This window comes from Bacillus sp. RCC_6_1, assembly GCF_041360755.1.
Classification (GTDB): domain Bacteria; phylum Bacillota; class Bacilli; order Bacillales; family Bacillaceae_G; genus Bacillus_A; species Bacillus_A cereus.
This window is the reverse complement of sequence record NZ_JBFUPV010000004.1, coordinates 216,983-230,008: the sequence shown is the minus strand read 5'-3', so window position 1 is coordinate 230,008 and position 13,026 is coordinate 216,983. Positions and strand designations below refer to the sequence as shown.

Genomic DNA, 13,026 nt, shown 5'->3' with positions numbered 1-13,026 from the left:
AACCAATAAGGTCTCAAGAATCACCTGATACTTCAACAAAACCAATAAGGTCTCAAGAATCACCTGATACTTCAACAAAACCAATAAGGTCTCAAGAATCACCTGATACTTCAACAGAACCAATAAGGCCTCAAGAATCCGCTAGTGTTTCTGCAAAACTAATAAGGCCTCAAGAATCACCTGATACTTCTGTAAAACCAATAAGACCTCAAGAATCCACTGATGCTTCTGTAAAACAAATAAGACCTCAAGAATCCACTGATGCTTCTGTAAAACAAATAAGGCCTCAAGAATCCACTGGTGCTTCTGCAAAACCATTAAAAACCCCAAAATCCTCTCGTGTTTTATTAAGATTAAGTGATATTTTTAACAATCCACCAACCCCTAAAAAATTCATACTATCGCAAGATAATTCACAATTATTATATAGTCAAAAAGAATCTCATTACCAAATAGATACATCTAATAATATTGAAATAAAAACAACTGAAATTAAAAAATTACTATGTGATTATCAACTAACCAATTTATACATTATATTATTTTTAGAAGATATTCATATCAAAGGTTTTATACTACACATTAGCAAAGATCTAGTTACTATTATTGGACCAAATATAAAAGTAGAAAGCAATTCAACAGATAATCTTATAGGATCACCAAACAAAATTAACGTAAAAATTGAAATGATTCAAGGGATTGGTGATGTAGGAGCTTCTCTCTCTAGCTAAGATAAATTTGTATATCAATATGGATAGTATTTATGTATTCGTATTGATATACAGTTATTACGGTAATGTGAAACCAATATTTCTTTTTAAATTTGCATTGAATCTATTAGTTCTTGCTCAAGTTGTTCTTGTGTATCATCTGTAACTAGTGATTTCGGAACTTTATTTAATTAGTTAAGAATCTCGTTATTTCCAATGAACTGTTACGGAATTGAAACGAATGACCTCCACTTTACTATACTTCTCCAATGTAATTACATGAAATAAAGGTATATCCTTAGAACGTAAGTACTTCAATGGGAAAATAATCAGTATGTAAGAAGGTGTGTGTATTATCTAAATAAAAAAGTGCTAACAAGTTTGCAAACGAACTTGCTAACACCAATGTAAAATAGACATAAATTATCGCCGGTATGTCGTCTTTGAAAATGGCTTTAATCAGTTACATCATACTTATACGAAATGCTCATAAAAGCAGTCTTAATATCAAGAATAAAGAAAAAATTATGAGTAAAGATTTTGTTTGCTCTATATGAAAAGATAAATAGATATTCATCAGACAAGGATAATTTAGCATATCTTGAATAGGGTGTAGGAACGAATTAAAGAAAGGGATATTTGTTTAGGAAGGGACTGACTCAGGAGTGGGACTTTCGGACAGGGTTTGGGGAGCGGTGATTGCCTTTGGCATTGCGACTAATATCGTTGCTTGTATAATGGCAGTATACATTCAAAAATATGAGCTAATGATAAATCATCTTACAAATATTTTATTTTTAATAATTATCTCTTTAACGTTTATAAAGATGAAAATTAACAGATGGGTGGCTTTAGGATTTACATTAGTTGTAATAGAGAAAGGTATTAAAGCGGGCTATGACTTCTACACACATAATTATTATAGTGTCAGTTGGAGTTTAGCTATCATTGTCTATTGCATATACGAGATGGAAAAGTATTATATTGAAATAAACGAATAGGCGCAACAAAAAGGTGTTAGTAGGTGGAATTCTTTTTAAAATACTATAAAAAAGACACTACAAGAGTGTCTTTTTTTTGAAAATACTCTATAATTAACTTTGGGGAAGGTAATGTTAGAGTATTCGTTTAGCATTATCTTTATATTTGATAAACCATGAAATCGAAAGATTTTGTGGTTTATTTTATGAACAATAGATATTACAGTATTGGTAGTGAGTTATTAACCATTTTAAGCATTAGGGGAGAATGGATTAAAAGTCTAACATCGAATAACGGTTCCGGAATATAGTGTTGCGAAATGATCTCCCATATCCCAAACGGTACTTGCCTGTATATAGCCCTTAAAGCCTTCTGAAGAATAATAAATCTCTTTTGGTATACTTTCTTTAGTTTGGAAATGTGCTTTAGAGTACTTTACATAATGGTTTTTAACAACTTTTGCTTCTGGAACAATAGTGTTTTTTTGTTCCAATTTTGGCCTAGCACTAGAAGGTGGTATGAATTTTATATTGTCTTGGTAATTAGGATCTAAGGTGTCAGCTTGTACACTGTGTGACGAAACAAAGGTGCTTAGACTACTTCCCGCGATTAAAGTTGCAAATACTAACTTTGAGAATTTTGTTAATCTACTCATTCTATAATCTCCTTTTTATTATTTTGTAAGGTATCTCCTTACACCTCACAGTCTATATCCACTACAAAAGGGTGTACATACATATTGATAGACAAAATTCTACAAAATACCGCATGTTTTTGGGATTTATGTATAATAATCCAATGTCTAATAATCTATCAAAAGTAAAAAGGTAGGTCTTATATAAAAGAAAATGAATAATTTATGCAGGTAATGTATATGGAATTATTGTTTAAATATTCTAAAATGAGTTGATAAAGATGTTGGTAGGTTTTTTTGAAAACAAATAATTCCCTAGGTGAAATTTGGAAGGAAGATTCTCTGTTAGAGTTTTTATAAGGGAATTCATTTTCGTAGATTCAAAATGTAAAAATAACTAAAAGAGCAAGTGTTTCAATGGGTAAAAAGCTATGTTGAGTCTTTTTTCTCTGTCGGTGGTCGTCTAATCAATGAAATGACGGATGCTTATGATAGTTTGTGTCTAGCAACATTCGTGTATAAACGAATGAATTAAGAAAAGGGTGAAATATTGGATAACTCGAAATGGATGCCTTTAAGTAATGTTGATGATGATGAGGAAATTTGGGTAGGAGCAAGAGTTAGGGTGTACAATGTTGGTATGAATAGAGAAGATAAAGAAAATAATTTCTATGAATATATTATTTCTTATATCTACGACAACACTAACTACTTACAACTAACTAATTTAACAACAGGAAAAGCAGGTTATATTATTTGTGTCATTGAAAAAGAATTACCAAATAATTATGCTTTGGGCAGAACATTAAAGCAAAGAATAGGTTTAGAAAATACCTATTTTAGATTTGAATAATCAACAAATAAGGGAAGCACCAACTCTAAGGTGTCTTCCCTTATTTAATACTTTTTATCAATAATCAATATTAACAGAGCCTAAATAAAAAAGTGAGAAAAATGATAAACACTCTTCTCACTTTCATCAATTAGGGTGGCATATACATAAATATGCGTTTGGGTGGATTTTGGATGAAAAATCCACATGCATAGTATAACAAAAAAATTATGGCTTTTCGCATGTAATATTGCATATGAAAAATAGTAAAGTTTTAAATTTTAATATTAACAACTTATATATATGTGTTACAATGTAATTCTCTAATTTATTTTATTCTCCTATTTAGAATTTATAGTTTAGTGATTCAATAATACAAAAGTGGTTGTAATAAATAGATAAAACGATGAAATAATACAGTTAGAATGGTTAAAAGGCAGTTAAATATAAGTATTAAAAGAAATAAATTTACTTATTTATGTTTAGTGAATGTATTATGGTAAGAATTTCATCCGATTGGATTAGCGCTAAACTAGATTTTTATCCAAACAAATCCAATAATTATTTTTTAAATGAAGTATATGTTGCATCAAGTTTATTTGGAATAATTCGTAGTCTAATAATTGCTGAATCTAGAAAAATAACATATTCGAAAGGAGGACAGATAAAACTCTGTCTGTGAAAATTAAATCTCTAAATTATAAAGTACGGATAATAGGATGTAATTGTGGTTTCATTTCGAATGGTACCATAAATGAATGTGGAAAAGTAAAGGAGAAAAATTTAAATAAACTATATAAGTAGTAAAAATGAAAAGGAGAAGTGGCTAGTGTTTAATATAAAAGAAAGATTGGGGCAAATAAAGCTTAAAACGAAGTTGTCTATGGCATTTATAGCAATATTAATTATACCAAGCCTTATCGTAGGAGTATCATCTTATAATAAAGCAAAAACAGATCTTAATGAAACAATTCTACAATCAGCAAAAGATAATATAAGTATTTTAGATAAGATTGTTGATGATGAATTAGAAAATAAGCATACAGATATCGCTCATTTTGCAAAGGTACTCACACAAGGGGATTATAATCCTGAACAATCGCAAAATGTACAGAATAAATTTGATCAATATATACAGTTACATCCAGAGATAGAAACGATTTATACGGCATCCAGTAACAATCAATTTATTCATGCACCTGTTGGAAAAATACCAGAAGGGTTTAATCCGCTAGAAAGCAGTTGGTACAAGGATGCAGTAAAAGCAGATGGAGAGATTATTGTTTCATCTCCATATAAATCAAAGTCTACAGGAAATATGGTAATTGCAATTGCAAAGCAGAATGCAGATAAAAGTGGTGTCATTGGCGTAGATTTGAATATTAAAGATATCGTAAAAACATCTAAAATGATAAAAATTGGGAAGCAAGGATTTGTATCTATAGTTAGTCAAGATAAAACTATAGTTGTTCATCCATCACTAAAACCTGGAGAGAAATTAGATAAAACTTTAGTGGATGAATTGTACAAGACAGAAGATGGAGTAATTACTTATAGCCTCAATGGTGAAGATCGAAACATAAGCTTTAAGACAAATAAAAAAACAGGTTGGAAAATAGCTGGCGTAATGCCTACGAAAGAAATTGAAGAAGCTACCAATCCTATTTTTTATAAAACGCTCACTATAATAGGTGCTTCATTATTGTTAGGTGGAATTGTAATTCTATTCATACTCAAATCTATAATTACTCCACTAAGACAATTAGTCATTTCAGCTCAAAGAATTAGTCAAGGAGATTTAACCGAGAAAATAGATATTCGTTCAAAGGATGAACTTGGTCAATTAGGTGGTAGTTTCAATACAATGGCAGAGTCGTTACGTAATATTATTTCTCAAATTAACACATCTGCAGGACATGTAGCTGCGTCTTCTGAGGAACTAACTGCTAGTGTAGAGCAAGCAAGTGTTGCGACAGAACAAATTACAAAAGAGATGGAAGAAATCTCGAACAGTGCAGAGGTTCAAAATAATGAAGTTGAGTCTGGAGCTGAATTAATTGGTGAGGTAACACGAAATATTCAATACGTAGCTGAGAATGCTTCTGAAGTATCGGCTTCATCCATATACACTAAACAAAAAGCCAATGAAGGTGAACAATTAGTAGAACAAACTGTAACACAAATGCAGTCTATCCATCACTCTGTTTCTCAATCCGATAATGTCATAAAATTATTAGATAAGAAATCACAGCAAATTGGCAGTATATTAGAAGCGATTCAAAATATTGCGGAACAAACAAATTTATTAGCATTAAATGCAGCGATTGAAGCAGCTAGAGCTGGGGAACAGGGGAGAGGGTTTGCAATTGTTGCCGATGAAGTTAGAAAGTTGGCGGAGCAATCATCCGGATCTTCAATGGAAATTGGAAGTTTAATTCAGGAAATACAAGCAGACGTACATGAGACTGTAAAAGCTATGAATGAAGTAGGCGTAGAAGTACAGTCGGGAATTAAAGTTGCTAACGATACAAAACAAAGTTTTTATGAGATTTCAAAATCTGCAAATGATATTGTGTCAAAAGTGCATGATATGGTGGAACTATCTAATACAATGACTACTGATGCAATGAAAGTCGATACATCGATTGATCAAATAGCTATGGCTGTAAAAGAAAATTCTTCAAGTATGCAAACGATAGCTGGTTCATCTGAGGAACAACATGCTTCTATGGAAGAGATAAATTCTTCAGCAATACAATTAGCACAGATGGCGGAAGAACTTCAAGAGTTAATTGGTGGATTTAAGATTTAAGTTGAGATTCTAGGAGAGAATGCTAGAATCTTGTTACAGAGTGGAAATGAAAAATCTTATAACATAGTAAATAAGTATAATATGTACTCTCTATGCGTATTGAACAGGCAGATAAGCCATTTAAAAACCCTCCATTTGGAGGGTTTTTAAATACATTTACATTAAATTTGTGGTGGTGCACCACCATAATCGCCAACACTATATGAAGGAGCAGGATAATGCCCATGAGTAGCAAGCTGATCTGTTTTAGAAAACTGAAAAATTCCCACCGTTAATACCCCAATAAAAGCAATGCTTGATAATAATAAGCTAATTTTTTTCATTATTTTAACACTCCTTTTGCGATTGATTTTTGTCTTGCTTGATAACAAATATGGAAATAGTCACTTACTTTTTGGTGGTCCTCTAATTGTCTACATTTTGTGGCAAATAATTCGGCGTATTCGACAACATATTCCCATAATTCTTCTTCCTCAAAGTATAAGATTCCTTCTTGAATGATTTTTTCTAATTCTTCCAATGGAATATTTTCATTTAATTTTTTTAAAATAGAGAAGTGGTGTGTATATTCTTCGTTATGAATCTCTCTGCAAATCTGTAGTCCCTTATCAATGAGTTGGCTGGCCGTTGATTGTTCTCCTAACTTATAATGTTCCTTAGCTTGTAGGAAGATGGCCTTGAAGTGTGTAGGGATTTTCTCTGTTACTTCTGAAAGGTGACGAATAGCTAAAGTAGACATACTTTGATCAGAATACAGCCACCCCATAGTATTTTTTACGTATAACAAGGAATCTTCTTCCCTATTTTTTTGTAGTAAATCAATTGCACAATGTAGATATTCTTCTGCTTGTTCGTACTGTTTTAAATAGATGCAGCAACCACCTAGCAAACTATTACAAAAGGCTGTTTTTACTTCATAACCTTCGTACTTTGAAAAGATTGCTCTCGATTTATTTGCGTATTCGATAGAAGCGAGATTGTTATAGGTATGGTGATAGAAAGTAGCAATTCTATAGTAAAATTCGGCGTGTTCAATTTCATCTGGTATAGCTACCAATATTTTTTCTGCTAGTTTATAATGTTCCTCTGCCTCAGTATAATTTGATATAAAAGTGGAATGAATGGATTTGAAAAAATGATAATAGAATTGTAGAAATTGATCTGTAGGCATATCATAATCGCTAATAGTATCAAAACTATTTTGTTGAATACCAAGGCTATCTGTTAAGACCTTGTAACGAAATTCGAGTAGTGAATAGTATAGTAACAAATTTTGATCCTGATGCTCTTGATTCGGTTCAATGCTTAACTTATTAATTTTTTCATCAATTTTCTTTTTTAGATTAGTAGCTTTTATAACTTGCTGAGATAGCATAGATCGATACCAGTCGTTCAATAGAGAGGTTAATTGCTCATTTCCTTTTACTGAGACACTCATAATATACGCCCCCATTTTCTAAAAAAATCCTAATCCAATTTAATTATAAACATCATAACAAAATAGAAGAAAAAATGGAGTGATATTACAATATTTTTCAAGAAAATTCATAAAAAACAATCAATTTGTGTCGAATATACGTAGAATAAAACATCCAAAAATAATCAAAAGATGATATGAGTCTTTATACGTTCTATTAGGTGAACTAAGAAACTGTGATTGAAGATTTATGAAATTTCTTTTTCTTAAAACGATCAATTATGTGTTAATTTTTAGATTATTTTATCGGATAAATATAGTATGTATCACCACCAAATGTATAAATCTTGCGTATGTAAATAAGAAGAGAATAAAGGAAATAAAAAAGAACTTGTAAGAATTCCTACAAGTTCTTTTTTAGATAATGTAAAAGGTGAAACAGACTATGTCATTATTTGTAATAGTAAAATTATCTTACGTATGGTTTTGTTTTATTTTATCATTTTAGCCAAGAAGACTCCCTCCATAAGGAACTCACAGCAAGTATGGGTAAGTGGGAAGTAGTTCAAAGCATGCAATATTGTTTGATTTGGCTAATACATAGATTTCTCATCTCAGAACTGGTGTAAGAATTATAATGTTTATACCATTCTATTGTATTTTCTAAAGTCTGTTGTAGGGACCATTTTGGCTGCCAATTAAGATTGAATTTTGCTTTGCTAATGTCAAGGTTTAGTAAATTTGCTTCATGAAAATTTATTGGACCTATATTTTCTGCTGTCCAATCCCCGCAGCCCCAAATATCTAGTAAACTGGTCACTAATTTTTCTACTGAAACAATATTGCTTAGGGATGGCCCGAAGTTCCATGCTCCTGAAAAAAGGATACCATTATTTATAATTTTTTCTGTAAGGAGTAAATACCCGCTTAAAGGTTCTAGTACATGTTGCCAGGGTCTAATAGCAGTAGGATTTCTAATAATAATCTTTTTGTTTGATTCTAATGCTCGTATACAATCGGGAATAATTCTATCTATTGACCAATCACCACCACCAATTACATTACCAGCTCGAACACTTGCAATTATTTTCTTGTGTTGAGAAAATTTTTCTTCTGAAAAGTAAGAATTACGATAGGAAGAAATTAAAAGTTCGCAGCATCCTTTGCTTGAGCTATATATGTCATGGCCGCCCATAGGGTCAATTTCACGATAACCCCAAGGCCATTCTTTATTTTCATAGCACTTGTCACTTGTCACCATAATTCCTATTTTAGCTGATTCATGTAATCGAATTGCCTCTAGTACATTCATAGTTCCTACAACGTTTACCTCGTATGTTTCTCTAGGATATTCATATGAATACTTAACTAGAGGTTGGGCAGCTAAATGGAATACAATTTCAGGTTTATAATCTGTAAAAACCTTATTTAATTTATTAAAATCTCTAATGTCTCCACGAATATCAATTATATTATTTTGAAGGTTAGTAATGTTAAAGTTATCATTTTTATTTTTAGGATCTAATGAATATCCGATTACAGCAGCACCTAATTCATTCAACCATAGGGATAACCAAGAACCTTTAAAACCAGTATGTCCAGTAATTAAAATTCTTTTTCCGTAAAAAGCATTATTAAAGTTTTGGTTTAACAATTAGTCCACCTCCTTTAGTACCCTATTTTTAGGGAGTTAGGTATAAATGTTTATTATTTTTATACCAATTAACAGTTTTTATAATTCCTTCTTCAATATTAATTCTAGGTTCCCAGGAAAGAGAGTTTTTTATTTTTTGCACATCCGCTTCAGGAACCCATCTTTCATTTGTTCTAGAGGAAATTGCACCGTAATTTGGTCTGGAATTGGTTTTCAAATGTTTGAATAATAATTCTACATAATGTTTCAAGGGGTGAATAGTGCCGCTCCCAATATTAAAGATTTCATTTTGTACAGTAGTATTTTCTACTGCTAGGATACAGGCATCTATTACATTTTCTATATAACAATAATCTCTTAATTGATTACATAAAGTCAAATTTACATCTTTGTTTTGTAATACTCGCAAGATTATATAGCTAAAAATTTTATGCGGCTCTTCGCCTTCTCCGAATATGCCAAAAGGTCTTAATGTTATAAGATTAATATTGTTTTCGCTAGCAATTTGATGGGCGAGTATAGTAGCAGCAGCTTTGGTACTTCCATAGATGTCCACAGGAGTTAGTAACATATTTTCATGAATAGGTTCCATCTTGTTACCGTATTCAGAACTACTCCCAAAATTGATGATTTTTTTACAATTCACCAATTTTGCTGCTTGAATAATGTTACAAGTCCCTATAACATTTGTTTCTATAGCATGGATGTAATCTGTATGGGCAGAATTTACACCATAGGCTGCCAGGTGAAAGATATAATCGGGATTAATTTTCTTTATTGCATCTTGTACTTGTTTTTTATCTCGTATATCTATTTCATAGGTTTCAATATATTTTAGAATATCCTTTAGTCTCCAAGAGTTTGATGGTGTTCTTATGAAAAGAACAATTTTTGCTTGTAAATTTAAAAGTCTTCGTGCCAAGTGAGAACCAATAAAACCGTATCCACCAGTAATAAGGAAAGTTTTATTTTTAAATGAAGCAATCATAGTGATAATCTATCCTTTATTAAGATGTATTTTTAGTTGCTGAAATAAATAGATTTATTTTTAAATAAGGAAAGTATCAGTCTTAATTGTGATGAGGGGAGGGGTATTTAAAATAATTTTTTATTGTTGTTGTATCAATTTGGTCAGCAAATAAAGAGGAGGGAGATTTTTGAAAAGTATTATGAAGGGTATGACATGTCTTGTTCAATTGTTCAATATAAGGAATGTATATATAATCTAAAACTGCTGGAGGTAATTCTAAAGTTTCTTGTTTCCATAAATCGAACTCATTTGGATTAATAATTTGCATACTTCCAAAATGAAAAGCTATTAATTCATCTTGATCAATAAAAACTTTATTATCTGTTTTGGATATAGAACTGCTATTTAAAATGACATTCCAAGGTGCTGCATCAATACCTTTATGAGTCATGATTTTTATATTAGAAAAGATGTTAGGAATGTGATTTAAATATTTTTGGTCACCCCATCTATTCATTTCAACATCATATTGATTATTGCAATATTCTAGGCATTTATCTTTCCACCATGTTAAAATTTCTTTACTATTTTGATCGTTTTTGAAGCCTACTAAACCAGCTTGGTATATACCGTGTATGCTTTCAATTTCAGTAGAGCTTCTTTGAGGGCAAAGGAATACAGAGTATTTCCACCATTCATCAAGAATGATATTAGGTGCTGTAAAGAAATACATATCAGCATCACAATATATAATGTGATCAACTTCCGGATAAAGACTAAGGACATGTAGACATAGGGGTGCTTTTAATGTCCAACAATATTCTTGTAAACTTCTATCATTTTTTATACTGAGGAGTTCATGATTTTCAATATCCTTTACCGGAATTAGTATGGCGTGCTTTAATTTTAATTTTTCTAATATTTGATACGTTAAATCATCCATACAACAAATCCATACAGTAAATTTAGCGTTGAAATTTTCTAAGGAATAATAAGAGGTCAATCCTTGGATTAATCGCTCTTTACTTATAATCATGGAAAAGTTCATAAAATGATTGGATTGATTCATTTTTCTTCTTAATTGTGAATCTTTATATAAAGTTTGAGCTTTATTTATATCTTTTTTACTTAAAAATTGTTTAGTATCTTTATTGAATTTATCCTTTAATTGCTTTAAAACAAATTGAATTCTCTCTAAATACGGAGTGTAAATATGGTTTAATATATTATTGGGTATTGAAATTTCTCCCAAAGACCAAAGATCAAAATCATTTTCAGTAAAGATAGTAATACATGCAAAATGGTAAACAACTAGTTTGTCGTTTTCAATAAATATATCGTTTTTAGTCTTGTCAATTTTGTAATCGTTATTATATATACAGTTCCAAGGCGCAGCATTTATACCTAAGTTATTTGAAATTTTTACTTTTGGAAAATATATAGGGATATAATCTAAATACTTTTGGTCGCCAAATTTTCCCTCCTCAGCCTCGGCACTGCACCAATCTATACATTTATTTTTCCACCATCTTACACTTTTTAGTCCATAGAGATCATTCTTAAATCCAATTAGACCAGCCTGATATTTTCCATACATTTTTTCTACCCAATCACGATCTCTTTGGGGGGTTAGGAAAATAGAATGGTCACCCCATTCCTCAAAAATAATATTAGGGTCAGAGAAAAAGCATAAATCACCATCACAATATAGAATAGATGGTAAATCATAATTGACCAATAAATATTCTATCAAGACAGATTTTAAAGTCCAACAATATTCATTTACTTTTCTTTTTCTCTTAATTGCTTTTAATTCACGATCTTCCAATTCTTCAACTTGTAAAAGGTTTACATTAATTAAACTCATTTCTTTTAATAGTGAATATGCAAAAGGATCTATACAACAAATCCACAATGTGAATTTTTCTGAGTACTGCATTAATGATTGCTGTAAAGCAATAATTTTCAAGACATACTCACTACCTACAATGACGCAGAAATGATTATTTAGATCATGTTGTTGATTATAGAATTGGGGATCAATTCTTTTTTGAGTATTTTTTTTGGAGAGATTTGAAGCTTTAATTCCTGTTGAAAGTGGGTTAACTATTTTCTCATTAGAGGGGATATACAATCGAGGTAAACTTATTTTTTTATCATTAGAGTTCAATGCTTATTCAGTCCTCTCCACTAAAATTTATTTGGATTCCAACTTTCATTTACAGTTTTTAAATCTTTAGGTGTATCGACACTAGCCCAAAAGTCATTGTGTTCATAGACTGCGAGCTCATTGTCTTTTATTAAATTTCGAAGAGGATCTTCTTCTAGAACACAATCATCATTATTACTTAAATAATCGAATATTTCTTTGTTAAATACAAAAAAACCGCCATTAATTACTTCATCAAGTAATGGTTTTTCTTTAAAATCAATAGCAATTCCATCTTCGACCGCCAATAGGCCGTATTGACTATTTTTTTTAATTCCAGTTAATGTAGCAATTTTTCCTTTTTCTTTATGGAATGCTATTAGTTGATCAATATCTATATTGGCTAATCCGTCACCATAAGTTAATAAAAAGGTTTCACCCTGTACAAAGGATTCAAGTTTTTTTAGTCTTGCCCCGGTCATTGTATCAATTCCTGTATCTATAAAGTGTATATTCCAATTTTCTAATTTCTGAAGTAGCGTATATTGACTGGTTTTAAAATTCAAACTAAAGTCATTCTCTTTCCAGCTAAAGTCCATAAAATATTCCTTAATTTTCTCACCTTTATATCCTAAGGGCAAAATGAAATCAGAATGTCCATATTTTCTATACCAATTCATTATATGCAAGAGGAGAGGCTTTCCTTGAACTCGAACTAATGGTTTGGGAATGTCCTCTAAAATTCCTTGCATCCGAAGCCCTTTTCCGCCACACAAAATTATGACTTTCATAGATTTATTTCCTTCCTCTCTATATATTTTACTAATTTAAACTATGTAGTTTGTTTGGTAAATGTATACACGGTTG

Annotated in this window: 11 protein-coding genes; 4 read left to right on the top strand and 7 right to left on the bottom strand. The window is 30.9% G+C overall.

Going from position 1 to position 13,026, the window contains the following annotated elements; translation table 11 throughout:
• Together AB6801_RS15510 and AB6801_RS15505 are read left to right on the top strand one after the other, a co-directional pair.
• The coding region (locus AB6801_RS15510) for a hypothetical protein (protein WP_370941100.1) at positions 1-731 on the top strand (731 nt) is incomplete at its 5' end.
• 644 nt (positions 732-1,375) lie between these two features.
• Positions 1,376-1,711, top strand: a complete 336-nt coding sequence (locus tag AB6801_RS15505; RefSeq protein WP_000524433.1) for a hypothetical protein — start codon at positions 1,376-1,378, stop codon at positions 1,709-1,711.
• A 260-nt stretch (positions 1,712-1,971) separates the two neighbouring features.
• Here AB6801_RS15505 and AB6801_RS15500 read toward each other — a convergent pair whose 3' ends face one another.
• Positions 1,972-2,346 carry a hypothetical protein gene (locus tag AB6801_RS15500; RefSeq protein ID WP_000088957.1) on the bottom strand — a complete coding sequence of 125 codons (375 nt, stop codon included), beginning with the start codon at positions 2,344-2,346 and terminating at the stop codon, positions 1,972-1,974.
• A gap of 547 nt (positions 2,347-2,893) precedes the next feature.
• On the opposite strand from AB6801_RS15500, the gene AB6801_RS15495 reads away from it, so the two are divergent.
• The gene (locus tag AB6801_RS15495; RefSeq protein WP_002062883.1) at positions 2,894-3,178 is read left to right on the top strand and encodes a hypothetical protein; all 285 of its coding nucleotides are present in this window, start codon (positions 2,894-2,896) and stop codon (positions 3,176-3,178) included.
• 808 nt (positions 3,179-3,986) lie between these two features.
• Complete coding sequence (locus AB6801_RS15490; RefSeq protein WP_140337571.1) at positions 3,987-5,969, top strand: methyl-accepting chemotaxis protein; 1,983 nt, start codon at positions 3,987-3,989, stop codon at positions 5,967-5,969.
• A 161-nt stretch (positions 5,970-6,130) separates the two neighbouring features.
• Here AB6801_RS15490 and AB6801_RS15485 read toward each other — a convergent pair whose 3' ends face one another.
• The 6 genes from AB6801_RS15485 to AB6801_RS15460 all read right to left on the bottom strand — a co-directional run bounded on the left by AB6801_RS15485 (position 6,131) and on the right by AB6801_RS15460 (position 12,950).
• Positions 6,131-6,292, bottom strand: coding sequence for a hypothetical protein (locus AB6801_RS15485; protein ID WP_000724116.1), 162 nt, complete (start codon positions 6,290-6,292; stop codon positions 6,131-6,133).
• Positions 6,292-7,407 (bottom strand): Rap family tetratricopeptide repeat protein, encoded by a 1,116-nt coding sequence (locus AB6801_RS15480; protein ID WP_000116961.1) that lies wholly within the window; start codon positions 7,405-7,407, stop codon positions 6,292-6,294. Before AB6801_RS15480 ends, AB6801_RS15485 begins: the two co-directional genes overlap by 1 nt.
• A 544-nt stretch (positions 7,408-7,951) precedes the next feature.
• The gene (gene rfbG / locus AB6801_RS15475; RefSeq protein ID WP_000934338.1) at positions 7,952-9,040 is read right to left on the bottom strand and encodes a CDP-glucose 4,6-dehydratase; all 1,089 of its coding nucleotides are present in this window, start codon (positions 9,038-9,040) and stop codon (positions 7,952-7,954) included.
• A 28-nt stretch (positions 9,041-9,068) separates the two neighbouring features.
• Complete coding sequence (locus tag AB6801_RS15470; RefSeq protein WP_000561952.1) at positions 9,069-10,028, bottom strand: NAD-dependent epimerase/dehydratase family protein; 960 nt, start codon at positions 10,026-10,028, stop codon at positions 9,069-9,071.
• 82 nt (positions 10,029-10,110) lie between these two features.
• A complete protein-coding gene (locus tag AB6801_RS15465; protein ID WP_001087521.1) occupies positions 10,111-12,180 on the bottom strand; it encodes a hypothetical protein in 2,070 nt (689 codons plus the stop codon).
• A gap of 20 nt (positions 12,181-12,200) precedes the next feature.
• Entirely contained in the window at positions 12,201-12,950 is a 750-nt protein-coding gene (locus AB6801_RS15460) for a sugar phosphate nucleotidyltransferase (RefSeq protein WP_000864432.1), read from the bottom strand.
• Positions 12,951-13,026: the final 76 nt, after the last annotated feature.